At 60.6% G+C, this 26795-nt stretch carries 23 protein-coding genes; 7 read left to right on the top strand and 16 right to left on the bottom strand.

The features are described from left to right. Positions 1 to 277 precede the first annotated feature (277 nt). The 3 genes from AYM40_RS28190 to AYM40_RS28180 all read left to right on the top strand — a co-directional run bounded on the left by AYM40_RS28190 (position 278) and on the right by AYM40_RS28180 (position 3213). Positions 278 to 850 (top strand): carboxymuconolactone decarboxylase family protein, encoded by a 573-nt coding sequence (locus AYM40_RS28190; RefSeq protein WP_063499397.1) that lies wholly within the window; start codon positions 278 to 280, stop codon positions 848 to 850. A gap of 187 nt (positions 851 to 1037) precedes the next feature. Beyond that, positions 1038 to 1829, top strand: coding sequence for a TauD/TfdA dioxygenase family protein (locus AYM40_RS28185; protein WP_063499396.1), 792 nt, complete (start codon positions 1038 to 1040; stop codon positions 1827 to 1829). 268 nt (positions 1830 to 2097) lie between these two features. Then, positions 2098 to 3213 (top strand): alkene reductase, encoded by a 1116-nt coding sequence (locus tag AYM40_RS28180; protein WP_063499395.1) that lies wholly within the window; start codon positions 2098 to 2100, stop codon positions 3211 to 3213. A gap of 93 nt (positions 3214 to 3306) precedes the next feature. On the opposite strand, the gene AYM40_RS28175 is transcribed toward AYM40_RS28180, so the two are convergent. The 5 genes from AYM40_RS28175 to AYM40_RS28155 all read right to left on the bottom strand — a co-directional run bounded on the left by AYM40_RS28175 (position 3307) and on the right by AYM40_RS28155 (position 8975). Beyond that, positions 3307 to 4152, bottom strand: coding sequence for a hypothetical protein (locus AYM40_RS28175; RefSeq protein ID WP_063499394.1), 846 nt, complete (start codon positions 4150 to 4152; stop codon positions 3307 to 3309). A 263-nt stretch (positions 4153 to 4415) separates the two neighbouring features. Next, positions 4416 to 5369 carry a LysR family transcriptional regulator gene (locus AYM40_RS28170; protein ID WP_082855349.1) on the bottom strand — a complete coding sequence of 318 codons (954 nt, stop codon included), beginning with the start codon at positions 5367 to 5369 and terminating at the stop codon, positions 4416 to 4418. Between the two features lie 60 nt (positions 5370 to 5429). Continuing rightward, positions 5430 to 7166 carry an FAD-dependent oxidoreductase gene (locus tag AYM40_RS28165; RefSeq protein WP_063499392.1) on the bottom strand — a complete coding sequence of 579 codons (1737 nt, stop codon included), beginning with the start codon at positions 7164 to 7166 and terminating at the stop codon, positions 5430 to 5432. A 49-nt stretch (positions 7167 to 7215) separates the two neighbouring features. Continuing rightward, positions 7216 to 8181 (bottom strand): D-2-hydroxyacid dehydrogenase family protein, encoded by a 966-nt coding sequence (locus AYM40_RS28160; protein ID WP_063499391.1) that lies wholly within the window; start codon positions 8179 to 8181, stop codon positions 7216 to 7218. 155 nt (positions 8182 to 8336) lie between these two features. Beyond that, positions 8337 to 8975 (bottom strand): glutathione S-transferase family protein, encoded by a 639-nt coding sequence (locus AYM40_RS28155; RefSeq protein WP_063499390.1) that lies wholly within the window; start codon positions 8973 to 8975, stop codon positions 8337 to 8339. Positions 8976 to 9233: 258 nt separating this feature from the next. Here AYM40_RS28155 and AYM40_RS28150 point away from each other — a divergent pair, with 258 nt between their 5' ends. Both AYM40_RS28150 and AYM40_RS28145 read left to right on the top strand, forming a co-directional pair. Further along, on the top strand, positions 9234 to 9776 hold the full coding sequence (locus AYM40_RS28150; protein WP_063499389.1) for a 2,4'-dihydroxyacetophenone dioxygenase family protein: 543 nt from the start codon (positions 9234 to 9236) through the stop codon (positions 9774 to 9776). Positions 9777 to 9899: 123 nt separating this feature from the next. Then, entirely contained in the window at positions 9900 to 10715 is an 816-nt protein-coding gene (locus tag AYM40_RS28145; protein ID WP_063499388.1) for an alpha/beta fold hydrolase, read from the top strand. 128 nt (positions 10716 to 10843) lie between these two features. Here the strand turns inward: AYM40_RS28145 and AYM40_RS28140 are convergent, their stop codons facing one another. The 4 genes from AYM40_RS28140 to AYM40_RS28125 all read right to left on the bottom strand — a co-directional run bounded on the left by AYM40_RS28140 (position 10844) and on the right by AYM40_RS28125 (position 16904). Then, positions 10844 to 11803 (bottom strand): LysR family transcriptional regulator, encoded by a 960-nt coding sequence (locus AYM40_RS28140; RefSeq protein ID WP_063499387.1) that lies wholly within the window; start codon positions 11801 to 11803, stop codon positions 10844 to 10846. Positions 11804 to 12079: 276 nt separating this feature from the next. Continuing rightward, entirely contained in the window at positions 12080 to 12745 is a 666-nt protein-coding gene (locus AYM40_RS28135; protein WP_063499386.1) for a response regulator transcription factor, read from the bottom strand. A 401-nt stretch (positions 12746 to 13146) separates the two neighbouring features. Beyond that, complete coding sequence (locus AYM40_RS28130; protein WP_063499385.1) at positions 13147 to 14112, bottom strand: LLM class oxidoreductase; 966 nt, start codon at positions 14110 to 14112, stop codon at positions 13147 to 13149. A gap of 38 nt (positions 14113 to 14150) precedes the next feature. After that, a complete protein-coding gene (locus AYM40_RS28125) occupies positions 14151 to 16904 on the bottom strand; it encodes an MGH1-like glycoside hydrolase domain-containing protein (RefSeq protein ID WP_063499384.1) in 2754 nt (917 codons plus the stop codon). A 474-nt stretch (positions 16905 to 17378) separates the two neighbouring features. Here AYM40_RS28125 and AYM40_RS28120 point away from each other — a divergent pair, with 474 nt between their 5' ends. Continuing rightward, positions 17379 to 18302: a LysR family transcriptional regulator gene (locus AYM40_RS28120; RefSeq protein ID WP_063499383.1), complete on the top strand. Its 924-nt coding sequence runs from the start codon at positions 17379 to 17381 to the stop codon at positions 18300 to 18302. Between the two features lie 92 nt (positions 18303 to 18394). On the opposite strand, the gene AYM40_RS28115 is transcribed toward AYM40_RS28120, so the two are convergent. The 7 genes from AYM40_RS28115 to AYM40_RS28085 all read right to left on the bottom strand — a co-directional run bounded on the left by AYM40_RS28115 (position 18395) and on the right by AYM40_RS28085 (position 25806). Beyond that, positions 18395 to 19144 (bottom strand): SDR family NAD(P)-dependent oxidoreductase, encoded by a 750-nt coding sequence (locus AYM40_RS28115; RefSeq protein ID WP_063500757.1) that lies wholly within the window; start codon positions 19142 to 19144, stop codon positions 18395 to 18397. Positions 19145 to 19367: 223 nt separating this feature from the next. Then, positions 19368 to 21212: a PAS domain-containing protein gene (locus AYM40_RS28110; RefSeq protein ID WP_082855348.1), complete on the bottom strand. Its 1845-nt coding sequence runs from the start codon at positions 21210 to 21212 to the stop codon at positions 19368 to 19370. A gap of 165 nt (positions 21213 to 21377) precedes the next feature. Next, entirely contained in the window at positions 21378 to 21761 is a 384-nt protein-coding gene (locus AYM40_RS28105) for a response regulator transcription factor (protein WP_063499382.1), read from the bottom strand. Positions 21762 to 22013: 252 nt separating this feature from the next. Then, a complete protein-coding gene (locus tag AYM40_RS28100; RefSeq protein ID WP_236721116.1) occupies positions 22014 to 22721 on the bottom strand; it encodes a CDP-diacylglycerol diphosphatase in 708 nt (235 codons plus the stop codon). 160 nt (positions 22722 to 22881) lie between these two features. Further along, on the bottom strand, positions 22882 to 24336 hold the full coding sequence (iaaH, locus tag AYM40_RS28095) for an indoleacetamide hydrolase (protein ID WP_063499380.1): 1455 nt from the start codon (positions 24334 to 24336) through the stop codon (positions 22882 to 22884). 202 nt (positions 24337 to 24538) lie between these two features. Further along, positions 24539 to 24754 (bottom strand): HlyU family transcriptional regulator, encoded by a 216-nt coding sequence (locus AYM40_RS28090; RefSeq protein WP_063499379.1) that lies wholly within the window; start codon positions 24752 to 24754, stop codon positions 24539 to 24541. A 365-nt stretch (positions 24755 to 25119) separates the two neighbouring features. After that, entirely contained in the window at positions 25120 to 25806 is a 687-nt protein-coding gene (locus AYM40_RS28085) for an NADPH-dependent FMN reductase (RefSeq protein ID WP_063499378.1), read from the bottom strand. 300 nt (positions 25807 to 26106) lie between these two features. On the opposite strand from AYM40_RS28085, the gene AYM40_RS28080 reads away from it, so the two are divergent. Further along, positions 26107 to 26784, top strand: coding sequence for a J domain-containing protein (locus tag AYM40_RS28080; RefSeq protein ID WP_063500755.1), 678 nt, complete (start codon positions 26107 to 26109; stop codon positions 26782 to 26784). Positions 26785 to 26795: the final 11 nt, after the last annotated feature.

The raw sequence follows: 26795 nt of genomic DNA, 5'->3' as shown, positions 1-26795 counted from the left end.
CAGGCAAGACCACTTCCGTGACCCCGACTCCGGCGACGCGAGGTGCTGCCATCCGACGTCGACTGTCCAAAGCTTAAGCATTCACCGCGCCGCGCAGAATACGGCTACTGTGCAATCGTCCATTGCGCGCGGCGCAAAGCTGGACGAATCGGACGCCACCAGGCGCGTTCGACCTATGCGTGCCAGGAATGAACGTTATGCCGCAAGGCGGTCTTCTGCGGCATTGGCGCCTCGCGTAGCATCTGCTCATTATCAATTTCACCCAGTGGAGCAGACGATGAGCACCTTCAATTCGTACACCATCGAAACAGCCCCGGCCGCCTCAAAAGCGGGCCTGGAAGACGCAAAAAAGACTTTCGGTTTCGTGCCGAACCTGCAGTCCCACATGGCCGAGTCTCCGGAGCTTCTGGCGGGCTACTCGGCATTGTGGGACCTCTTTGCAAAAAGCACGCTGACGCCACACGAACAGCAGGTCGTCTATCTGACCTCGAACTTCGAGAACAACTGCCATTACTGCATGGCCGGTCATTCCGCTCTCGCGAAGATGATCAAGATGGACGCCGGCGTCATCGCGGCGCTGCGCGAAGGCAAGCCTTTGCCTGACGCGAAGCTTGAAGCGCTGCACCGTTTCGCGACGATCGTCGTTCGCGAACGCGGGTTCGCTTCGGACGCCGATGTCGACGCGTTCCTCGCCGCCGGATATACGCGGCAAAACGTGCTCGAAGTTATCCTCGGCGTGGCAACGAAGGTCATGAGCAACTACACGAATCACATCGTTCATACCCAATACGATCCGTTCATGAAAGGCAACGAATGGACGAAGCCGGTCGACGCGGGCGCGGCGGCCTGATCTGCGTGAACGAAAACGGGGAATGGTCGGTATCGGCCGTTCCCCGCACCCCATCAGCCGGGAGCGTCTCTCCCAGGCGAGCCGCTCTTGCGAAGGTGCGTCGCTTCTTTGACTGGACGTGTCGAGGCACTTAAGGCGGACTTCCAGCGGGAGATATCTGGCACGGCTGCAACAATCGGAGGAAACGATGAAGATCAGCGCGATGCATGCGAGTTTTGGCGCGCGGGTCGAAGAGGTCGATCTGGTCTCGTTGACGCAAAGGGATACCGATCTCTTGCACACGGCACTTCTCGAGCATGGCTTGCTGGCCATACGGAATCAGAAGCTCTCGCCCGCCGATCAGGTCAGGATGTCAGAGATCTTTGGAACCCTTGAGACGTTCCCCCCCGGTGAAGGCCAGTTGGCCGATTCTCCTCAAATTTTCCGCGTGGCTAGCCGTCCTTCCAATGGCCACACAAACGTTGGCCGCTACTGGCATTCCGACGGCTCGTTTCGCGCACAGGCGACGCCCATTTCGATCTGGTATCTGGTTGCACGGCCGGCCGATGGCGGCGAGACGCTATTTACAGATCTGCGGGAAGCCTACAGGACCCTTCCAGACGACCGGAAGGCCTCGATCGATGGCCTCATCACGCTCCATAGAAATGGAGTAGAACACCCGCTCGTCATCCGTCATGCCGCCACCCGCGACCCGTCGCTGTACTTCAATGTCGGCCTTACTCACGGCATCGTTGGCTATACGAACGAAGAGTTCATGGCATTGCGGCACCATCTGAACGAGCACCTTTCTCGCGCAGGCGCTTCTTACGTGCATCATTGGCTCGAAGGCGATGTCGTCATCGCTGACAACTTCAGGGTTGCCCATCGTGCTACGCCGATCTCCATGGATCAGCATCGTATTCTCGATCGAACGACGATACGGGCTGACGGTGTGTTCTGGAGAGACGGCTATTCGCGTGCCGACGCGTCAGAGCGGTGATAGATCGAGTCGACGAGTCGACGGGAGATTCGTGAAGGCCGCGCCACCACCGTGTTCGCGGCCTCTCAGGCGCTCTGCGGATACGCGTATTCAGCCATTTTCAACGGTTCAGGCGGCAGGCTGCGTGTCGAGCTGGGCGCCGTTGCAACCGCGCTTGCCGTTTTCCCTATTCCGTGCCGGAATTCTAATTATCGCTCAGTAGCCTCTACTGCCTGGCGGCGTTTGCAGCCACTATGTCTTCACCCAATACTCTTTTGAGGATGAAATCATGAGCAAGCTTTTCAGCCATACGAAAGTCGGACATTTCCATCTGCAACACCGTGTCGTGCTCGCGCCGCTCACGAGAATGCGAACTGCGCCGGGCAACGTCCCGGGTGATCTCATGGTCGAGTACTACACGCAACGTGCGACGGACGGCGGGCTGCTCATTAGCGACGCAACGGCCGTAGCCCAGCTCGGCATTGCTTACGTTGAGGCGCCCGGAATTTATACTGAGGAACACGTCAAGGGCTGGAAGCGGGTGATCGACGCCGTCCATGCCAAGGGTGCTCGCATATTCCTGCAAATGTGGCATGCAGGACGTCAGGCGCATCCGGCCAATACCGACGGCGTCACGCCCGTTGCGCCGTCCGCTTTGCGTTCGCTTGAGCACGCTGCGATTCGCGATGAGAACGGCCAGATTGCCGAGGCGGAACTGCCCGTTCCCCGCGCGCTCGAAACGAATGAGATTCCAGGCATTGTCGAGCAATTCCGTCGCAGTGCCGAGCTTGCGAAGCAGGCCGGATTTGACGGCGTTGAGCTTCACGCGGCGAACGGTTACCTGTTTGAACAGTTTCTGCTCGATGGGACGAACCACCGAGACGACGTGTACGGCGGTCCGATCGAAAATCGCGCTCGTTTCCTCTTCGATACGCTCGACGCGGTCGTTTCCGTCTGGGGTCCGGGCCGCGTGGCCGTCCGTCTTTCGCCGAGCGGTACGTACGGCACGATGTCCGATAGCAACCCGCATGCGACGTTCGGTTACGTGGCAGAGCGGCTGAATCAGTATGATCTCGCCTACCTGCATGTGATTGAGCCTCGCATTCGGGGCATCGTGGAGAAGGAGACGAGCGATTCCGACGTTACGTCGAAGGACATTCGCCGGATCTACAAAGGCACGATCATCGCTGCAGGTGGCTTCACGCGTGAGAATGCCGAGCAGATTATTGTCGACGGCCACGCGGATCTTGTTGCATTCGGCCGGATGTTCATCTCCAATCCCGATCTGCCGGAACGGCTGCGTAGCGGTGCGCCGCTCAATCAATACGACCGCACAACGTTTTACGGTGGTGACGCCCGCGGCTATACCGACTACGAGTCGCTGTCTGAAGATGTCGCGGCCTGATTGAATTCGTAGGGACGCGAGCTGGGCGGCGGGGTTGTCGACTCCGTCGCCCCGATCTGAAGGTCGAGCTGTTTATGGCCAGGACTGGCGAATTCAATCCGCGAGGAGTGGAAAGAAGACGATGGCCTGGCCATTGAGCCGTGGCATATGCACCACGGAATCAAGGAAGCGTCCGTCGCCAAAGTCGAATGCCATGACGTTGTCGCGCGCAACGCAATACAAATGTCCGTCGGGACCGAACCGTAAGCCTCGAGGTTGATGGAAGCCGACTCCTGGTGGAGGGGCAAATACACGCACCAGGTTGCCGCTCGAGCGGTCATATTCACGAATGCTCGTCACGGCGTCGGGCGCGCGAAACGGAAACTCGCTGGAGACGATGATGTTTCCGTTGGGCGCGATCGCGAGATCTAATGGACTCAGTGCATCGTCGCTGATGAATCGGGACGCTAGCGGCGTGCCGTCTGCGTCGAATACTGCAATGCTGTTTTCCCCTTCGCCCCCCGGGCCGATGCCCGAGGCCAGATAGAGGGTTCCGTCTTCGGCCGACGCGAAACCGCGGGGAAACGGCACAACCCCCGCAGGCAGGACGTTTTGCGGCGCGCCGGCAAGATCGGCGTCAAACGCGACGATGGTCCGTGCGCTGCGCATTCCGACCAGGTATGTGCCGTCGGGTGCAAGGTTGCCGCCTCCCGCATTGAGCCCCGGAATCTCTCCTGTGTCCCGTACCACATTTCCAGCGGCGTCCAGTGCGAGGATTCGATCGCTGCCGCTATTTACATAGAGAAGCCGTCGATTCGCGCTCACGCTCAGGCCGCGGGGATCCGTGATGCGGGGATCCGCGCTGAACGTACCGCGTGCTGTTCCGTCGAGGGAAAAAGAAAGAAGCGAACCATATCCGTCGCCGTTGGCGCCGGACGCACTGGTGACGAGGATTTGCATTTTGGAATCCTGTGAAGATAGTCTGTTGTGGTTCGCAGCAGTCTATCTACGTCGGGCGCGCGGCACCACGCGCCTCGCGGCATAGTAGTTATCCCCTGCGGGAATAGCGTTTGCGACCCGGTCTGGCCGATGCTGACCGCAAGCCGTCTCGCAGCCTATCGATCATCCACGCACGAAATGCCGTCTTCAGCGAAGCGAGAGTCTGCGGCCACGCGTTGAGAGACCGAACGGCAACCGCATCGGGGATCGAATGCGCGAGGGTATCACTGCACATTTCCGGGGGCGTCAGGGCTGCCGGCTTGCGGGTGATCGCCCGTGTCTACGGGATCTGTGCGGAAGTCCAGGATATCTGCGAGGAAGTTGAGGAATGCGCGTGTTTTGGCGTTGACCATGCGGCCGCTCGGGAACACGGCCCAAAGCTCGATGGGAGGCAGGCGCCAGTCGTTGAGCACCGAGCAGACTTCGCCGCTTTTCAGTTCCGGGGAAAACATCCATTCGGATACCACCGCTAACCCGAGATCGGCGAGAACCGCCGCCCGGATTCCTTCAGCCGCCGTAGTGGCAACGCGTCCGGATACGACGACGGCAACTTCCGAGCTTTCGCGTCGAAAGGTCCACGTGCCGCCGCCACCTCGCTGGTTATATACGATTGCCTGATGGGACGACAGGTCCGCCGGGGAAACGGGGATTCCGGCGCGGTTGAAGTAGGCAGGCGTGCCTACCACAAGACGTGGGACTTCACCGATCTTGCGTGCGGTCATGCTCGAGTCCTCGAGTCGTCCCATGCGCAATGCGATGTCGATGCCTTCTTCAAGCAGATCGACATTGCGATCGTCGAGAACCATGTCGATGTTGAGATCAGGATGTGCTTCGAGAAACCGTCCGATGGCAGGCACGATGTGTAGCCGGGCAAACGTAACGGCGGCGCACACGCGCAGGCGTCCCGTGAGGTTGGTGCCAGTTCCGCGGGCTGCGAGCTCCGCTTCTTCTGCCTCTTCGATCGCGCGTTTTGCCCGCCCGTAAAATGCCTGACCCGCCTCGGTTGGCATTAAGCCGCGCGTCGAGCGCAGCAACAGGCGCACCGAGAGTCGTTCTTCGAGCAGTGCGATGGTCTTGGATACGGCTGGCTGCCCTACATTCAATAGTCGCGCAGCAGCCGAAAATGAACCCGACTCCACCACGCATACAAAGGTTTCCATCGCTGTTAACCGGTCCACTGCATCCTCCTGGCTGGGCGAATAGTGAAGCACCCGTGGTTTAACGTCAAATCAGGTAGCTTACCGCTCAGCGCTGAGAAACCGGTGGATTTGTGCCACAACGGCCGCACCTTCACCTACCGCTGCGGCGACCCGTTTGACCGAGCCGGCGCGAGCGTCACCGATCGCGAATACGCCATCGACGCTGGTTTGCAGCGGAAGCGATCGGATGCCCCCTTCGCCGATATCGGTTCCAGTCAGGACAAACCCCTTGCGGTCTAGCGAAACGCCGCATGAACGCAGCCAGTCCGTATTGGGATCCGCACCAGTAAACAGGAAAAGGTGACCCGACTGAATCGTTGCTTCGGTATCCCGGATGCGGCAGCGATAGCGAACCTGTTCGAGTCGCTCGCTGCCTTCGAGAGCGATAATTTCCACGCGTGGATGAAGTGTCACGTTTGGCAACGACGTGACGCGTTCGATCAGGTAGCGCGACATGCTCTGGTCGAGGTTGGCGGCGCGGATGAACAGATGGACATGCGCGGCGTGCGAGGCGAGAAATACCGCAGCCTGGCCGGCCGAATTGCCGCCGCCAACCAGCAGTACCGGCTCATTGCGGCACAATCTCGCCTCGATTGGCGACGCCCAGTAATAGACCCCACGACCTTCGAATCGATCGAGTCCCTCGAAAGGTGGCCGTCGGTACTCAGCGCCGCTGGCGATGACGACGGAGCGCGTCATGATGCGACGGTTGTCGGCGAGTTCGACGGAGAGGGGATGCCTGCTGCAATGCAGCGTTTTGACTTCACACGGAATCCCGATATGAGCCCCGAACTTCTGGGCCTGGTGGAAGGCGCGCCCGGCCAACGCCTGGCCGGAAATGCCGGTGGGAAAGCCCAGATAGTTTTCTATGCGTGAACTGGCGCCGGCCTGGCCACCTGGCGCCCGGCAATCCAGGGCGGCCACGGAAAGGCCTTCGGATGCCGCATATACGGCCGCTGCAAGCCCGGCGGGACCGGCGCCGACAATGACCAGATCGTAGACATGCGCAGGGTCGAACTCAGGCAGCAACCCGAGGCACGAGGCCAGTTGCAGTTCATCGGGATTGCGCAGCAACGCGCCGTTGGGACATATCACCAGAGGAAAATCGTCGAGCTTCGGAGCGAGCCGTTCGATCAGCGCGACGGCTTCCGCATCCTGCTGGGCATCGAGTGCGACATGCGGATGGCCGTTTCGTCGCAAGAAATTGCTCAGCGACACGAGGCGAGGATTGTCACTTGCGCCAACGAGGACGGGCCCGTCGCCGCGTTCGATGGCGGCGACGCGCCGTAGGATCAGGGCGCGGGTGAGCCGTTCGCCGAGTTCAGCCTCGGCCACCATCAATGCCCGCAGACCTTCCGCAGGAAGCACGAGCGCTTCGACATCCTCGATCGCACGTGCCTCGACCAGGGCGGGCTTGCCGGACAACTGGCCGATGTCGGAGCTGAATTCACCGCGCTGCATGTTCGCGCGCACCATGCGCTCGCGCCCCAGGCCATCGCGGCCGACGACGCGCACCGTTCCCGACAGGAACACGAACATGCCGGGACTCACGCTTCCTACGCGGTACAGATAGTCGCCTGCGGCACAGTGACGTAGCGTTCCGAAGCGCCGCATTCTGTCGATTTCTGCGTCCGTTAGCGTGGGATACAGTTGATAGTACCGAGGGTTTTCCCGTGCGCTGGGATTCTCGTTTATCAGGTCACCCGAGAATCCGCTCGAATCGACAGCATCATTGCGAGGCGATGCACCGCTGGTCAAATCGGAGTCGCTATTCATGGTGGTCCTCGTCGCGGCGGATACTGGCCAACCAGAGGGTGTTATCTTACTAGATCTGCGCGGTGCGACCGGTTTCGTCCAGCCAGTGAGCGATGTTTTTGACGGTGTCGCCGTAGAACGTTCGGTACAACTCCTTAGACACATAGCCGATATGTGGCGTGGCGAGTACATTGGAAAGTTCGCGTAACGGGTGTGGCTTTTCAAGCGGCTCGACGTCGTATACGTCCAGGCCTGCGCCGGCAATCCGGTTTGTCCTGAGTGCTTCGAGGAGCGCGGCACCGTCGACTATCGGACCTCGGGAGGTGTTGATCAGCCGGCTCGTCGGCTTCATCTTCGCTAACTCTGCGGCGCCGACGAGATGATGAGTGCGAGGACTGAGGCGGACGTGAATGGACAGGACATCGGACGTCGAAAACAACTCGTCTTTCGTGACGTACTCAACGCCGTGTTCCGCGGCGACCGCTGGTGTGAGATTCTGGCTCCATGCAACGACCTTCATGCCGAATGCCCGGCCGATCAGGCCGACCGCCGATCCGACTCGCCCCAGGCCCAACAGGCCAAGTGTCTTGCCTGCCAGTTCCTCGCCTACTGAGAGCTGCCATCCACCGTTACGCAGGGACTGATTTTCCTGCGGAACGTTTCGTGCCATCGATAGAATCAGCGCCCACGTAAACTCGATTGTCGGGTTGGACGAGTAGCCCGTGTGGAGAACGGCGATGCCCAGAGCAGCGGCAGCGTCCTCGTCGATCGCTGCATTCGCGAGGCCGGTTGAAGCAATGAGCTTGAGGTTCGGTAGTTTTTCGAGGATCGCGCGCGGTAACGGCGTGCGCTCGCGCATCACACATACGACGTCGAATGGCTTCAACCGATTGATTATGGCGTCGGTATCGGCGACGTGATCATTGAACACAGTGATGCTTGCGCGTCCATCCAGCGGTGACCAGTCCGCGAGGCTAAGCGATACGTTTTGATAGTCGTCGAGTATGGCTACCTTGACGTGGGAATTCGTGTTCATGTTGCTCCCTCCTGTTTTGCCTGCAAGATTGAAACGGGGCGGTGCTGTCGGGCAGGAGGCAGTCTACTTTGCTTTTGCAGAAGCGCTCCTGCCCAGCTTGCTCCGAAAGTGCTTGACGCGCTATACATGCAAGCAGAACCTGGCACCGGGAACGGTTACGCCGCAGGCACCAGCGCGCTCACCCGTGCAACGGCCTTCTCCACGGCTGGGCGCGCTGCAACGGCGTCATACCATCTTCGTACGTTGGGGAACGCCTGCAATTCGATGTCCGCAAACTGCCGTCTCCACAACCAACCGAAGTGAGAGACGTCGGCGATCGTGAATTCATCTCCCGCCGCGAACTCAGAACGCGCCAAAACACCATCAAACACCTTCATTACGCGTTGTGCTTCCGCGCTGAAGCGAGCGACCGCCGCCGGTACGGGCTCGGGCGCCTGCTTGAGAAAATAGCCTAACTGGCCAAACGCTGGACCAATTCCGGAGATTTGGAACGAAAGCTGCTCAAACACCCGGGCGCGAGTGCTGCCCTTGGCCGGGAGCAGCTTTCCCGACTTCTCCGCAAGATAGATCAGGATGGCGGTCGACTCGGTCAAGACGAAGCGATCTCCATCGGGACCGTCAGGGTCAACGAGTACTGGAACCTTGCCGTTTGCGTTGAGCGACAGGAAGCTCGCTTCCTTCTGCTCGCCTTTGCGGACGTTGACGGGTTTCAGCTCGTATGCGATGCCCATCTCTTCCAGGGCAACCGGAACCCGGACGCTGTTGGGGGTAGAAAATGCATAGACTTCGATCATGATTGTTTGGCAAGGTCAGAGTAACTGATCGTCAGATCATGCTTGCAACGCTCGGAGGGAGGTAGAGTTCGCGGACGCATAACTGAAATTCCAAAGGGGAATAGGGCGTCGCGGCGGCATCGAGCGCTGTATGCCTGGCGGGAATGAATGTTATGTACTCGCGGCGTCTTCCGCTGGCGTGACGCCGCGCGCATCATCGGCTTGTCAATAGCCTGAACGTAGTGTCCGATGCACTGCACTTCTTTGGAGATTTCGAGCATGACCAGCGCAACCGCAAGAACGCCTGATGAGCAGGCGATTCCCTATCAGCTGCCGCAACCGGCAGACATGTCACGCGACCTCGTGCATCCGGGGATCCTCGACAAATGGCTGGAGGACGATAACCTGTGGGTACCCATGACCGGGACTGTGTCTTTCAAACCACTGCTTCTCAGCGCAAGCCAAGGTTATTACGTCAATCTCCTCCGGGTTCGGCAGTCTGGTGTGCTTTCGCGTCACCGCCACACTGGGCCTGTCCACGCAATCGTTCTGAGGGGGCGATGGTACTACCTGGAGCATGACTGGGTCGCGGAGCAGGGCGGGTATGCGCACGAGCCGGCAGGCGAAACCCATACGCTGTACGTGCCTGAGGACGTCGAAGAGATGATCACGTGGTTCCACGTCACAGGTGGCTACACTTACGTCGATCCGCAAGGTGTAGCGGTGGGATATGAAGACGTATTCACGAAGATCGAAGCGGCTCGTAAACATTACGAAGAAATTGGCCTGGGCGCTGACTACGTCAAGCAGTTTATTCGCTAGGACAATTCATTGACGTGCGAGCCATCGGGGCTTCCGGGGCACGGACGAAGACGTATCGAAGGCAGGTCGGTGCCCAGATGCAGCGAGTCGCCTGGGCGCCGCCGACAACCGAGGAAAATCACCATGGAACGACGTACCGTCGACGTAGCTGGCGTACCGGTTAGCTACCTTACTGCAGGGGACCAGACTGGGCCTGTTTTATTGCTACTGCACGGCACTTATTGGAGCCGGGTATGGCAGCCGGTGCTCGACGGTCTGGCGGGCGCCGGTCTACGCCCCATCGCTGTGGATTTCCCTGGATTTGGCCGTTCCGGCGGCGAGCTGACTATTGCCAGTGCCTCGATCCCCGCCTTGGCGGGTTGGCTGCCGCAGTTTCTCGCAGCACTGCATATCGACGGGTCTGTGGGTCTCGCAGGGCACGATATTGGCGGCGGCATCGCACAGCAGGTCCTGGTGGATGGGAAAATTGCGATCAGCAAATTCGCACTCGTCAACGCAGTCATGTTCGATTCGTGGCCCGTGCCTGGCGTTGCCCGGTTCCGCGATCCGGCGGTCGCCGCTGCAACGACTACGGAGGACGTCCTCGCCGCTCGTCGCAAGTCCGTGCTCACGGCATTGGCCCGCCCGGCAACGGAAAGCGAAGTAGAGGAGTATCTCGAGCCGTGGACCGATCCGCGCGTAGCACGGTCCTGGGTGGCCCTTGCCGGCGCGGCGGACAGTCGTTATACGATGGATCTGTTGCCGAGCCTTCGTGCGTCGCAGACGCCGAAGCTGCTCGTCTGGGGCGAAGACGACAGCTTCCAGCTTGTCGAGTACGCGGAGAAGTTCGCCAGGGAGATTCCGAATACGCAACTCGTCCGCATTCCGAAAGCTGGACACATTCCAATGGAAAATGACGCGGCCACAGTAGCTCGTGTGCTGGCCGGGTTCTTCGCCTGATGCGGCGCGGCCGGCAAGGACGGAGATCGCTTGCCGGCTGTTTCGCTCTTTGGCTCATTCGATTGACAAACAGGGGTAGCCGCGTGGCAAGCGGAAGCCGCTCGTGCGGCATTGGCGGAGTCAGAGCCTCATGAAGTCAGTGCCTCCTGGATAGGCGCGGAAAAATAGCCGCCGCATGGCTGTGGCGCCGCTACCGAAGCATTCGCCTGTCCGAGCGCTTCCTGCACGAAGCTGATGAAAGCACGCGTCTTTCTACTGGCCATCCGGCCCGCGGGAATGACCGCCCATAGCTCACATGGGGGGAGGCGCCAGTCCGTTAGTACGGTCCTGACCTGACCACTCTTCAATTCGGGCAAAAACAGCCACTCTGGCGCGACCGCTATACCCATACCTGCAAGAACTGCTTCGCGTACCGCTTCAAGTGCACTCACCGACAGCCGGCCATTCAGGGAAACGGACGACTCGGTATCGTTTCGTCTAAACGTCCAGACGCGTCCACCACCTTGCTGGCTATAGTTGATGAATTGATGGCAGCTCAATTCGCCAGGCGTACAGGGGATGCCGGCGTGCTCGAAATAGGCTGGGGAACCGACGACATACCGAAGTGCCTCGCCGAGCTTGCGTGCCGGCATATTTGAAGTGTCGCGCGTTCCCGTTCGCAAGCCGACGTCGACGCCCTCCTCAAGCAGGTCGACATTGCGATCGTCCAGAAGAATATCAAGTGCAAGATCCGGGTACGTGTCGAGAAATCCGTTGAGCGCGGGCATGAGGTGCAATCGCGTAAACGTAACGTCTGCGCTCACACGTACTCGCCCGGATAAGCGTGTGCTGGCCCCTCGCGCCACATACTCAGCTTGCTCCACTTCCAGCATCACGCGCTTCGCCCGTTCGTAGAATGCCTCACCCGCGTCGGTCGGGGTCAAGCCGCGCGTCGATCGAAGCAGTAGCCGGACTGCAAGACGTTCTTCCAATGTCGCGATGGCTTTCGATACAGCGGGCTGACTCACGCCGAGCGAACGTGCAGCGGTCGAGAAGGAACCGGTTTCGATTACGCGCACGAAGGTTGCCAGTGCCGTCAATTGATCCACTATCTTTTCTCCTTGATTCTGGCAAACAGCGTGGCACGAGGCAGGTTGTGGTGCTTCCCAGTCGCGGTCTGTTGTCGCGTCGGAACTTCCGGAAGTCGGACATTCGCATGCCTCGGATGTCCGGCATGGAAATGCGCGGGCGTCTCCTCGAACAGCATATCGACCTGAATTATGGTCGCCCTGGAGCGCCAGTGATACGGAAATATTACAATGGAATCCGAACGATTTTGCAGGTGAATTCTATTCTCTTTCTGGTTGTGAGGCGCAATTTGCGTTTCAGAGTGTCTTTTCGTGATACGACTCTATGCGCAGCGCCTCCGCTTTACGAACGAGATCCGCGACCGACCTTGCCATCATTTTCTTCATCAGCTGACCGCGATAGACTTTCACCGTGATCTCGCTGAGATGCATTTCAGCGGCGATCTGCTTGTTCATCAAACCGGCAGTGACAAGAGCCATGACCTGCTGTTCGCGTCCCGTCAACGATGTATAGGAAGCGCGCAACGCCGCGACCGATTCCTCCGCTGCGAGGCGCTTGCTGTCGCGCGCCAACGCCTGCGTGACGGCGTCCAGCATGTCCTGATCCCGAAAGGGTTTTGGAAAGAAATCAAGCGCTCCCGCTTTCATTGCTTTCACGCACATCGCCATGTCGCCGTAACCGGTCATGAAGAGGATGGGCATGCGCAAGCCGCGTGAGAGCATTTCCTGCTGAAACGAGAGCCCATTCTCGCCTCGCAGCCTGATGTCGAGAATCAGGCAGCTCGGGATGTTGGACTTCTTGAACTCGAGAAATGCCTGTGGTGAAGCGAATGTCTCGACCCGCAATCCGATCGAGCGTAGCAGAGTGCTTAACGAAAACCGCATCGATTCATCGTCGTCGATCACGTATACGATCGTGGTGTTCGTCGCGCCGCCGCCTCGTTCAGCGAAGATGGGAGTCATCAAGAAGCCTCTTGAACCGATTGAGCAACGCATTGGGAGGAGGAGCGTCCGGCGATGTGTTTTCGATTGCTGGGTCCGGCCGGATACGCCCTGTACGTACCACCTTCTGAATGAAGAGAATTATAGTGAGTCCCATCACGGAGAATTATAGTGAGTCCCATCGCGCTGGCAGGCATGGCGGGTCGCTTCGTCCAGACGTGCATCGGCGTCCGCAGTCGCTCAACGCGCAAACCTGCAGATGCGCTCTCCCGCGGGCCTTGAACGGGGCAGGGCAATACGGTTCGGGATGCGCGGCACGGCCATTCGTGGCGGATAGCCTGCCCTGAAGAATGTCTGTTGCGGCGCTTGCGCATGAGATTGTTGATCAGGAGTCAGCACAGTAATGTGCCGCAGCATAAGAGCTATTCAGATCCACGACCTTCGTGAAACTCCGGTAACACATGTGCTGCGATCTCTTCGAGCACGTCACGCACCGGACGTTCGGAGCTGAGGTTCAGACTGACGTGATGCGTACCGGCCGCGCGCATGTCCTGTAGCGAGCGCACTAGCGCATGTCGGCCGGTCGAATAGCCAAGCGGAAGCGCTGTGGCCGGTGTCTCGGCATGCGCACTCAATTCGAGCTGCATCGCCACGCCGAAGGCTCGGAATGCAGGAGTATGGAGCCGATTGACAGCGGCTAGCCACATCGAATGGCGAGACCGCTGCACATCCGGGTCACGATGGTAGGTCATCCAGCCGATCGCGTTGCGAGCGATCCAGTCAACGCTTTGTCCGCCGGAGCCCACAGCGAGCATGGGAATTTCGCGGGTACCGCGAGGCAATAGCGTGAATTCCGCGGCATCAGGCGGCGCATGGTCGGGAATCACGCGAGCAGACGACCCGACGGCTGCGGCGACAATTTCCCAATGGCGTCGAAACAACTCGCGACGCTCGCCGGAATCCTTGCCGAACGCCGCGTATTCGTGCGGACGGTCTCCCGAGCCCAGGCCCAGGATGAACCGGCCACCCGAGAGTGCGCTGACGGATAGGGCGCCTTTCGCTACATGTAACGGGTGGCGCAGCGGTAGCACGATAGCGCCGCTTGCGAAGGCGATGCGCTGGGTTCGGGATGCCAGCGCGCCAAGAAAGACCCACGGGTCGAGATGTCCGACGGGATCGGGATAGTCGGCGCTGTTGAGCGGAACGTCCCGGATCCACAACGCGCGAAATCCGAGCGTATCAGCAAGTTCGGCGAGCTTCAGCTGCTCGTGAAAGTCCGCAACGATTTCGCCTCGACGTAACAAGGGCAGCGTCAGTCCAATCGACAACCTGTGTTCCGAGAAAACAGGGTTCTCGATGCTGCCGGAATAAGGGGTTGAATAGTTCATCACGCATTGTTCTTCGATGGCTTTCCAACAAGCGGACTCTAACGGCCCATGACGGGTGCCGTGTCTTCGGCGATTGCTTCGACTATCGACGCGGTATCGGGTTGCGCGTGGGAGAGCTTCATCATGCGCGGCTGGAGCAGCAGCGCGACGAGGCCACTCCAGCCGGTCTGATGCGAAGCGCCGACGCCGCGGCCATTGTCGCCGTGAAAGTACTCATGGAAGAGCATGAGATCCTGCGAGCGCGGGTCGGCTTGCAGCATCGGATAGGCGGCCATCACGGGCCGCACGCCGTGCGCATCTTTGAGAAAGAGGGCAGTGACGCGCCGCGCCAGTTTGTCGGCAATCTCGCTCAGCGAGAGCAGGTTGCCCGAACCGGTTGGATATTCGATGCGAAACTCGTCGCCATAGTAGCGATGAAACTCATACAGCGATTCGATCAGCAGGTAATTGACCGGCATCCAGACCGGGCCGCGCCAGTTCGAATTGCCGCCGAACACACGTGAGTCGGATTCGCCAGGCAAGTAGTTGACATGGAAGCTCGCACCGTCGTGGTCGAAGACGTACGGCGTGTCACGATGCACACGGGACAGCGCCCGCACACCATACTCAGACAGAAATTCGGTTTCATCGAGCGCGCGGCGCAACAGCGCGGTCATCCGGTACCCGCGCAACAGCGAGAGCAGCGTAGTGTTGCCTTTGCCGGGTTCGGTCCAGCGCGACACCAGCTTGGCCAGATTCGGCCGATGATCGAGAAACCATGCCAGGCGTTCACGCAAGCCGGGCAGATGACCGTACACGCGATCTTCGAGCACGTGTACGGCGAACAGCGGAATCAGCCCGACGATCGAGCGAATCCGCATCGGCACCTGGGTTCCATCTGGAAGGTGTAGCAAGTCGTAGAAGAATTCGTCGTGTGCGTCCCATAACCCTGTACCGCAGCCGTCGCTGCAATTGATCGCTTCCGCGATATAGAGAAAATGCTCGAAGAACTTCACGGCGATTTCAACGTACGAGTCATTTTTCATCGCCAGTTCGAGGCCAATCTGCATCAGATCGAGTGCGTACGAGGCCATCCATGCAGTGCCGTCGGCCTGATCGATGCGGCCGCCAGTCGGCAGCGATGAAGACCGGTCGAAGATGCCGATGTTGTCGAGCCCAAGGAAGCCGCCCTGAAAAATGTTGCGGTCATCGGCATCCTTGCGGTTGACCCACCACGAGAAATTGAGCAGCAGCTTGTGGAACATCATTTCAAGGAACCCGAGGTCGCCAACGCTTGTCACTTCGCGGTCGAGTTCGTACACACGCCATGTTGCCCATGCGTGAACCGGCGGATTCGCGTCGCTGAACGCCCACTCGTAGGCGGGCAATTGCCCGTTCGGGTGCATGTAGCGGTCCTTCACGAGCAGCAGCAATTGTTTCTTGGCGAAGTCGGGATCGATCACCGCGAACGCGACCGCATGAAAGGCAAGGTCCCACGAGGCGTACCACGGGTACTCCCACTTGTCGGGCATCGACACGATGTCGCCGTTGCACATGTGCCGCCAGTCGGCGTTACGGCCGTGTCTGCGTGCTTTCGGCGGATTGGGCTGACCGGGGTCCCCGTCGTGCCAGCGCGTCACGTCGAACTGGTAGTACTGCTTCGACCACAGCATCCCGGCGAGCGCCTGACGCTGCACGAGACGCATATCGGCGTCGGCGATGTCGTGCTGAAGTACCGCATAGAATTCGTCAGCCTCCGCTTGCCGGCGCGCGAACAGCGCTTTCATATCGAGCGGCACAGTCTCTGGAGCCGCAGCCGGAGACGATTCTGGACGCCAGCGCAGATAGAGCACCGAGCTCTCATGAGGGGCGAGCTGGAGATACACATGCGCAGCGGCGCGGGTGCCCTTGTCGCGCCGGATTGCCTGCTCGTCGCGAGCAATGAGGAAGTCATTGAAACCGTCCTTGAAGGGTCCCGTTCCTTCGAGGCCGAAAATGCGCCGCACGTTGGTTTCATTTTCGCAGAATAGCCATTCGACCGGCTGTTGCGCCGACGCCGTCACGATGATCGTTTCGAGCGCGGGATTGCGGGCGACGACGCGCACGCCTTCTTCCGTGCCGGGCTCCAGCGTCAGCGACGGCTTGCCCGGCTTGCCCGACCATTGCCACCTGTTGCGCGCCCAGAATTGCGGCAAGACATGAAGCGCCGCCCGCTGATCGGCGCGGTTTTCGACGGTGACGCGCATCACGATATCGTCGGGTGTGTGCTTCGCATACTCGACGACGATGTCGAAGTAGCGGTTGTCGTCGAACACGCCCGTATCGAGGATTTCATACTCCGGCTGATCGGCGCCGCGCCGCCGGTTTTCGTCGATCAGATCCTGGTACGGATACGCCTCGTGAGGATATTTGTAGAGCATCTTCATGTACGAATGAGTCGGCGTGCCGTCGAGATAGAAGTAAAGCTCCTTCACGTCCTCGCCGTGATTGCCTTGCTCATTCGTTAGCCCAAAGAGCCGTTCCTTGATGATCGGGTCATGCCCATTCCAGAGCGCGAGCGACACGCACCAGTCAAGCGGATCGTTGCCGAATCCAGCGATGCCGTCTTCACCCCAACGGTACATGCGGCTGCGCGCGTGATCGTGCGGAAAGTAATCCCATGCGGTGCCGTATTCGCTGTAGTCTTCGCGAACGGTGCCCCATTGACGCTCGCTCAGATAAGGCCCCCAGCGGCGCCATCGGTCGAGTTCGTGACCGTGGAGGCGGGACCCTTCCTTCGATTGGAGCTGATTGATTGCGCGTCGTGGTCGCATGGAACCTCCCGACCTCAAATCGATCATCCAGGGCGGTCGATGCGAGAGAAAAACACTCGCGCTCTTTCGAAGCCGGGCACGTCGGGAAGACCTGCTTCGCTGCGCGTGGCAATGAGGCTTCGAGGAACAGCCGGACAGTCATTATAGGCTCCGTCCAAGGACTCGACGCCGATCGCGAGCGCCTTGCCTCACCTTTTGTATGATGATTATGGCGTCGCCGAATCCGAAGTGAATCCAGGGAACGCGTAAATTGCGGGTCCCGTTGCTTCGACGCATCGGGAACGCGCCCGACGTGATGTTTATTGACTATTGGTCACGGCAGAAATGAATATTGTTGGCGATTGTTCGGCGGTGTATGTTGTCGATAAAATGAGCCAATATTCAATGGTTCTGCGAACCAGGGAGACGCTTCGATGAACCTACCCGACGAGGTGCCCCGTCGAGCGTTGCGCGCGCCCGCAGTAGGAGGAACGAGTGGATCTTTCCGCTGTTGAGGCTTTCGTGCGGGTTGCGGAGACGAAGAGCTTTACGGAGGCCGGCCGGGTGCTGGGGCTGACCGGTTCGGGCGTGAGCCGGGCCATCAGCCGTCTGGAAGGTCAGACGGGCGTCATGCTGCTGAACCGGACGACGCGAAACGTCGGGCTGACTGCGGAAGGCGCGACATTCTATGAACGGTGCCGCGACATTCTCGCCGACTTGAAGCTGGCGGAGACCGAGCTACTGGACGCTGCGAGCGTACCGTCGGGACGGTTGAGGATCACGGCGCCCATTGGGTATGCCCGTTCCGTGCTGGTGCCGATGCTGCCGAAGTTTCACCGGCTTCATGCCAATATCGTCGTGGAGACGAGCCTGTCGGACGCCGTCGTCGACCTGATTGACGACGGTTTCGATCTGGCTATCCGAATTGGCGAGCTTGTCCCGCCGAAACTGACGTCAAGCAGAATTGGTATCGCAAGATGGGTGGCGTGCGCGAGCCGGGAATACCTGGACGAACACGGGTCTCCCGCGTCGCCCGACGATCTTGCGCTTCATGACTGCGTGGCGTATCAGTCGGCCGAGTCGCGGCGGCACCATGACTGGCAGTTCTGGTACGGAAGCAGAAGCTGGACCATCAGGATAGGGGGCATGGCACGGCAGGTGATCGACCATTGCGACGTGATTGTCGATGCGGCGCTGGCGGGAGCGGGCATCGTCTACCTGCACGATTACGTTGTCGAACCGTATCTGCGCAATGGCACCCTCGTCAGGGTTCTGGAAGATTTCTCGACGCCCGAGCGTTCGATTCATCTGCTATATCCAGCGGCGCGTGCGTTGGCGCCGAAGGTCCGGGCATTCATCGAATACTCGCTGAACGAACTCGGGATTGCCGACGACTCGGATCAGCTCGACGTCGCGTGATGCGACGCGGCCGCCGCGACGGCGGTCACGTTCCAGGCTTGAACACATCGGCGGACTGGATAACTCGCGGACGGTCTGGAGTCCTGGCTGTGTCAGACTTGCGCTAATCCGCCGTCCACGAATAGCTCTATGCCTGCCACGTAGCTACTGTCTTCCGAAGCCAGGAAGAGTACGGCAGCCGCCAATTCCTCAGGGCGCCCCACGCGGCCCAGAGGTGTCACCGAGGCGAACTTGGCACGCAATGCATCCGCCTCGGCCGGAGTGGTTACCTGGCTTTCGATGATGGGTGTGTCGATTGCCCCCGGACTAATGGCATTGACTCGAATACCTCTTCCCTTTAGCTCGACCGTCCAGGTTCTGGCCAGGGAGCGGACCGCTGCCTTGGCTGCGCTGTAGGTATCGTGTGCCTCAAGCCCCAATACACCGGCGATCGAACTGGTGAGAATAACGCTACTGCCTTCGCGCAACAGGGGAAGTGCTTTCTGCACGGTAAAAATCAAACCTCGCACGTTGACATCGAACGTCCTGTCGTAGTGTTCCGGCGTAATCTGTTCGAGTGTCTTGTGTTCGATCGATCCAGAATTGGCGAACAGAACGTCAATCTGTCCACGCTGTTCCCGAACGATTGAATACAGGCGGTCGAGGTCCTCGAGTTTGGTGACGTCCGCCTTTACGGCAGTGACGTTCTTGCCTATCTGAGCGGCCGCCTGATCGAGTTCTGCCTGACGTCGGCCGACGATGAAGACGTGCGCGCCTTCGTCGACGAATCGTTTGGCCGTTGCCAGGCCGATGCCGCTGTTTCCGCCAGTAATCACTGCAGTCTTGTTAAGCAATCTACTCATGATGGTTTGCTCCGTGAACGATGAAGCAAAGGATTGCATGGAGTATGGGCTGACGGAAGATATCCCCTCGAAATATCAACGATTCCTGGGCGGAATGGGCTCGATGAAGCAGCACGCTGTGATGAGGCCGATACCGTCGTGCCGGCAATTCTCCGGAGTTCGCCGCGTACGAGATATCTGAAATATCCCCGTCGGGCGACGCCGACAGTCGTCTAAACCAAGGTTATCGACAGCGGGCGGGCTCGGTGAGGTCACTCTCGCCGAGGGCGGGCAGGCTGCACTGAAAGACCGCGCCACGCGCTGCATGGCTGGACGCCCACACCCGTCCTCCGTGGGCTTCGATGATAGAACGGCAGATCGAGAGCCCCATGCCCATGCCATCGGACTTGGTGGTGAAGAAAGGGTCGAACAGGTGGTTGACGTTTTCCGCCTTGATGCCGGGTCCCGAATCCTGTACCGCGACGACCACCCATCCGTCCTCGTCCTGACGCGTTTCGATCAATAGTTCGCGTAACCCGTCGTCGGTTTCATCGATTGCCTGAATGCCGTTTATCACGAGATTCAGGATCACCTGCTGAAGTTCGATCCGATCGGCGGCCAACCGGGGCAACCCGCATGCGAGTTTGACGCGCAACTTAACCCGATGAGTAAGGACCTGATGCTGTACCAGAGATGCAACTTCGGTGACGACCTCGTTGAGGCCGAGGCGCATTTTCTGAGGTGTGTCCCGCTTGGTGAGCGTGCGGATACGCCGGACGATTTCACCCGCGCGCTTGCCGTTGGCCATCATGTTCTGCACGCAGGCCCGCACTTCGTCCGGTTGCGGCGTCGCGTGACCTAGCCAGCGCAAACAGGCCGCACCGCTGGTAACGATAGCTGCCAGAGGCTGGTTGACCTCGTGTGCGATGGATGCGCTCAACTCGCCGAGCGCCATCACGCGACTCATACGCGCGAGTTCAGTCTGTGCCTCGCGTAACTGCTCGTCTGCAAGCGTGGCCGCGGTTATATCCTGGATCGCGCCGACGAACTTGTGGCTGCCCTGTTCGTCGATTACCGCATGGGCGACAACGTGGAGATGTTTGATGGACCCGTCGGGGCTGAGCAACCGATGCTGGAAATCGAAGTCGCGCCCGGTTGTCGCTGCCTGTTCGAACAACTGCTTGACACGCGCGACATCGTCCGGATGGGTGCGTTGCAGCACCATCTCCCGGGATGGCGTGATTTCCGGATCGTAGCCAAAAATCCTGAAGCTCTGGTCGGACCAGAAGAGTTCTCCGTTCGACACGCGCCAGCCAAAGCTGCCTGTGAGGCTCAGTCTCTGTGCTTCGGCGAGGTATTCGGCCTGACTGCGGCGCAGTTCATCTTCGGCCCGCCTGCGTTCCGAAATATCGTTGTTGGTTACGAGCGTAGCGAGCGGCCGCCCGCTTTCGCTTCGTTGCAGCGACCAGCGGCTGGCCACTACAACCTTGGAGCCATCCCGTTTGGTATGGACAAGCTCTCCCTCCCAGCGCCCGGTGCGCGACAACTGTTCGTTGATGTCATCGAGCGCAACTGGAAATATCGTTTGCAGAAGCTGGTGGGCGACTTTGCCGATCGCTTCTTCTCTTTTCCATCCGTAGAGCTCCTCGGCGCCGCGATTCCAATAGCTGATCACGCGAGTCATGTCGGTAACCAGAATCGTGTCGTGCGTAAGATCGAGCAGCCGTGCCTGCTCGCGCTGTGCTTCGCCCAGTCGGCGCGTGTGCCTGACCAGCGCAGTGATAGCGTGGGAGGTAATCAGGAAAGTAGCCAGCGCCAGGAAATCCTGCGTGTGGGCTACCCGGAAGCTGAACAACGGTGCCGTAAAGAAGTAGTTCAGACAACCGGCGCAGAAGATAGAGAAAACGGTGGATGAAACGAAGCTGTCCAGAAAGGACAGCAACACGATCACCATGAGATAGATGAAGCTGGTCGTGGCCATGCCGCATCGAAGCGCGAAGCACGCCCATGTGACGGCTCCCAAGGCGATGCAGCCGGAAATCCACAGCATGACCAGATACCGCAGTCGAGCGAGCCGATCGGCGTTCATGCTTGATCGCGAGGCGCAAGCGGGCGGCAGGTCCTGAATCCGCGCGACTTCCTCTGCGGGTTTCAATAATTCGGTCACGATACATGCATAGAGTCGATCGAAAGGCCGCAGCGCTGAGATCGGTGGCCGCCATCTGAAATAGCGTCTCGCGCATCCGCGATTGGCCTATGGATCGCCCACCTGTTTGGCTAACGCGAGGTTGAGGTAGCGTTCCATGACCTCGGCGTCGATCGGCTTTTCGAGGAATGCCAGCGCGCCGTTTCTCTCGCTTTTCGCCTGTAGGGCAACCGTTGGGAAGGCCGTAATGAAGATGGTTGGCGGCGCACACCCGAGCTCGAGAAGACGATCATGCATCTCGATGCCAGACATGTTCGGCATTTGTACATCGGAGATCAGGCATGACGTCTCTTCGATGGGGCCGGAGTGTAGAAAAGCTTCCGCCGATGCGAACGCGTGCACCTGCCAGCCGAAAGAGCGAACCAGGCTCGCAGTAGCGACGCGAACAGCCTCGTCATCGTCGACAATGGAAGCTATGTGATCGGCGCACAAGCAATGAACCTCGGTTCTTCCAATACATCGGGCGTGAAAATACAGTCTTGCATGCGCGAGGCTGCCTCTAACGTAGAGTAGCTCACGCGAGGCGGGGCAGGGCAGGAATTATACTGATGTATAGCCCTACACTGCGGGTGTCAGGAATATCAGTTATTCCAACTGGGCAGATTGTGTGACGTACCTTGACGGAAGACTATGAAGCCTCCCAGGGTCCACGCGGATCCTGTCCGCGCGATAGGCAATCGACGCTCAACCGCCGTCCGCCACACGGCAGGCATGATCGAGCAAGCCTTCCGCCGTGCCGCTGCCATTGTCGACATCCAGGGCGCTATTCACGACGAGCCAGCCGTCCTTCTGCGCCGATGGCCCCGCGCCGGTCACGAGGATGGTTTGCATGGCCATCGCCTCGCTGTCCCGGTCGTCGCGCGCGACGATGCGAAACGGATTGTTCGCCTGAGCGAGCGAGGTGACGCGCATGATCCGGTAGCGCTGGCCGTCGAGCGTATCCCAATGCCACTCGCCTGGCGTGTCCTTCGCGTGACGCGCGAGTGCGTCGCTCACGTTGCCGTGCATGCAATCGATATGGATATGCAACTGGTTTTGCGAGCGGCGGTACTGCGAGTTGATCTCGAGGCCGAGTTGATTGTCGGGCAAGGTCCGCTTGACGGACTCCTCGACGTAAAGCCGCGACGCCCACGCGTCGTCCCAGTAGTTCTGTGCATTCGGCGCCAGCACGAATGGGCTTTCTATGCCGGTGACGCGGTCGGTTGGAATCAGCAGATGCTGCGAACGGCCAACAATGTCCTTCAGGATTACATAGCGTTTGTCGAGGTCGACGAGCGTGCACTGGCCCGGCGTGCCGGTGGCCTGTTGCGACGGCACGCAGCGCTGATCGACAATTTTCCAGAGCGCGTTCGAATCGACTGCGGCAAGGTGCGTGCAGGCGTTGGCAATCATGGCGAGCGCCACTGCGGCGAAGGTTCGCAGCAGCGTTTGCCGCAGGCGGGACGGTTTTGGCACGGTTATCGGCATGCGGATCGGGGTTTTTTTAACGGAGGTTTCAGCAAGATATTCAATGGCCCCCTTAGCGGCCACTTCGGCGCCATCTTCAAAGCGCTCAGAGCATCGGCGCCGGCAGCACGCCGAGCAATTGCTCGAAGGCGACGCCGATCGCCAGCAAGCGCCGGTCCTCGCCGAGCGGCCCATCCAGTTCCAGGCCGACCGGCAGGCCGCCGGCGCTCATCCCGGCCGCCAGCGACAAGCCCGGAATGCCGGACGTGCTGGCCGGGTCGGTATTGCGCAGGAACGCGTCCATCGTATCGATCGGCGCGGCGCCATCGATCGAGACTGTCGACGAACCGTTCAGGTCGTCGATCGGCACCGCGGCGAGGCGCGTGGTCGGGAACAGCAGCGCGTCGAGCCGCTCATCGGCAAAAGTCGCCGCGACATACTGCTGCAAGCGCGGCCGCCATTGCAGCAGGGCGGCGTCGTAATGGGCGCCGAGCACGTCGGCGAGCACGCTGTCGTAAATCGCGCGCACGTCCGGGCTCGCGATGCGGGCCGCCATTTCAGCCACGGTCTTGACCGGCGCGTCGTTGGCGACGAGCCAGGCGAGTACGTCCTCGCGCGGCTCATGGATCGCGATCGGACCGCCTACCCGGCTGTTCAAGGTTTCCAGTTCGCCCATCGCGACAGGCACGAAGGTGACGCCCGCTGCTTCGAGCCGGCGCAAGGCGGCGCGCGCGACTTCTTCCACCTGCCTTTCGAGTCCTTCCCAGAGCGGCGCGGGCAAGCCAATGCGCAAGCCGTTCAAGGTGATGGCGGGCAACGGTCCTGCTCCGGTGATCACGGCGTCGAGCAACGCGATATCGGCGACTGTGCGCGCCATCGGCCCCACCGTGTCGCGCGTATGGCTGATCGGCACGACGGCATTCGGGTCGTGATAGCGCCGCTCGGCGGCGCCGTTCCCGACTGACGGACGAAACCCCGCGATGCCCGTCAACGCGGCCGGAATACGGGTGGAGCCGCCGGTGTCGGTGCCGAGGCCAGCGGGCGCGATGCGCGCGGCGATCGCGGCGGCGGTGCCGCCCGACGAGCCGCCGGGGATCAGGGTGGGGTCGTACGGATTGCGCACCGGCCCGGCGTGCGTGGCGAAGTTCGTGCTGGTGATGCCGAACGCGAGTTCGTGCATGTTGGCTTTGCCGAGCACGATCGCGCCGGCATCGAGAAGCCGTTGTACCGACGGTGCGTTCGCCTTCGGCACGAAGCCCTCCAGAGCGGGCGTGCCCGCCGAGGTCTGCATGCCGGCCGTGTTGATGTTGTCCTTCACGACGATGGGCAAACCGGCGAGCGCCAATTGCGCTTTTGCTTCGGGCGGCAACGCGTCGATGCGCCGCGCGGCGGCCAGCGCGCCGTCGAGGTCGAGCGAGGTGAGCGCATTGAGGCTCGAGAGCGACGCCGCGCGCGCCAGCAGCGTGGCCATATAGTCGGCGGCTTTGAGGCGCCCGGACTGGATCGCAGCGACCGCTTCCGTTGCGGTTAGGGCCAACTGTTCATCGACGGTCCATGTCATTGCAGGCGTCTCCTTGAACTGAAGTGTCGCCTATTCTGGCACAGCCGTTTAATAACCGACGCCAAATGGCGCAAAGTGATCTGCGTTTGCCGCAGTGCCAGGTCGCGCGTGCGCAGGGCGATTGGCTTTTGGACTCTGCGCGCCTGACTGACGTGATCGCTGCGATGGAGTCCGTGGGCGTTATCGGGTGGGGCGGCGCGGGTTATTGGTGGCTGTCGATCCACATGCGTCCCCAGCGGAACGCATAGGCGAGCGCGTGTTCTTCGTCGAAGAAGTAATCGAGCGCGTCGAACGAGTAGGCTTGAGCCTCGCTTGCGGTGGTTTTCTCGATGGTCAGGTTGGCGGCGAACAAGCCGTTGGGCAGCCGTTGTGCAGCTGGTGCGACTTCGTAGCCCTTGTAGCGGATATGTGAATTCATGATCGTGGCATTGAGTATGCCCGCGTGTATTGCCAAGGAGCCGGCGCGCGGGACGCAACCCTGTGCGTCGGGCAACCGGTGAGTGAGCGGGCAGGATCAAGCGTAAGCCGCGCCGCGCAGCGGGTGAACCAATCTTTCGTCGTAAGCAAATCAGCGAGGTTCGGGAACGGTCTTCAGAAGGCCGGATCGGGCTACGGTCGCAGTGCTCAGACACACTATCCGGCGTGGCGGGCGAGTGGTCTGTTATGTGGCGCACGGTTTCGAACGAGGGCGGCGGCCGGGTCGAGAAAACCAGCCGGCAAACAGGATTCGTGGAGGATTCGTGGAGCGCAAGCGGCGCTCCACGATGTCATACGCTTCGCGGTTTAAACCGCGTGCAGCAAGCGGGCGGGTTCCGCTTCCCTGACTGCATGACTGAGCGGCGCGGCCGTCGGCGTGCGATGCGCGTTGAACGCCAGGGCGAATTGCGCGGCCTGCTGGCCGACCGTGGCGAGCTGATCGACAACTTTGGCGTCGGAACAGGTGCCGACGGTGTCGAAGCGCGTTTCCAGCGTGTTGATTCCGGCGCCGAACGGCGTGGGCCAGCCGCGCAACGCGTGGACGATCGAGCGCAGCGAGGTCAGCACCGAGCCGGCAGCCTGCCAGCCATAAGCGGTGACGATGCAACCGACCGCGCGGCCATCCAGATACGGCCGCTCATCGGCGCGCAACTCTTCGAGCGTGTCCAGCGCGTTCTTGACGAGACCCGAGACGCCGCCGTGATAGCCGGGCGTCGCGATGATCAACGCGTCCGCATGGCGCACGGCCTCGATCAGTTCCAGCTGTTCGTCGGTGCGTTGAGGGTTTTCCGGGGCGTCCCCCAAGAGGACGTCCTTCGGTGCGTAGTGGGGCAGGCTATGCAGGAAGGTGCCGCCGAACAGGCGGGTGTTCGCGCCCGCGGCCTGCGCACCACGCAGCGCAAAGCCGAGCGCGCGCTCGGTCGACGACGCCGCGCGTGTCGTGCCGCCGATGCCGATGACGAGTGGCCGGCGCTGATGATCGAAACTGGTCAACGAAATGCTCCTTCGGTAGCGGCTCACGGGACGCTGGCGCGGGGCTGCGCGAGAGACAAACCGGGGCGAACCGGACTTTGAAATGTCATCTTAATGACCGCCGCGACCCGGGCGAAGCGACTTTTTGTTCTAACGATATAACCGCGCGGGTTTTGGGCGGCTCAGCAGCCTGTCCGCCAGCGGCGAGGCTTTTTTTCGTCTGGCCTTTCAGTGGCGTAAGCGCGTGCCACTTCACGATAGAGCCGTTTTTCGCATGCTACGATGGTCCGCGAAGCGATTCCCGACGAGGTCGAGCAAGCAATGGCAACCCTATATGACACGCTCGGTGTGCATGCGCACGCCACAGACGAAGAAATCAAGCGGGCCTACCGCAAGGCCGCGATGAAATGGCATCCGGATCGCAACAGCGGCGCCGAAGAAGTTGCGCGCGCCACTTTCCAGGAAATCAAGGACGCGTATGCGATCCTCTCCGACGCCGCGCAGCGCAAGGTGTATGACACGGTTTATTCCGAGCAGATGCGCGGCTGGGAAGCGCAGCATGCCCGCCAGCAAAAAGCGCAAGCTGAACGCGAGGCGGTGGCGCGCGCGGCGGACGAAGCGGCCTATGCCGAGATGGTGTCGCTCGCCATGCGTTTCGCCGACGACGGCCACAATCGCGATGTGCTGTTTGGCGTGCTGCTAGGACGTCGATGCGAGGCGCGGCGGGCCGCGCAGATCGCCGACAGTGTGTCGGCCTTGCAGGCGGCGCGGCGCGAGGCGGAGAAGGCCGTTGCCGCCGCCGAGGCGGCAGCCGCGGCAGACGTCCCTGACGTTTCAGCCGAGGCGGGGGCGGCTGCCGTGGACGATAATGCCGCCAATCGTGGCGCGCCGGCTAACCACGGCAACCCAGGCAAGCGCGAAGAAAGCGCAAACGATGCCCACCCGGCCGGCGTACTGGGCGGACTCTGGTTTCAGTTCCTGAACGGTTTGCGGTTTTGAACAGATGATTT

It is taken from the genome of Paraburkholderia phytofirmans OLGA172 (assembly GCF_001634365.1).
In the GTDB taxonomy this organism is placed as follows: domain Bacteria; phylum Pseudomonadota; class Gammaproteobacteria; order Burkholderiales; family Burkholderiaceae; genus Paraburkholderia.
The sequence above is the reverse complement of the archived record's forward strand: the minus strand, read 5'-3'. Positions and strand labels throughout refer to the sequence as shown.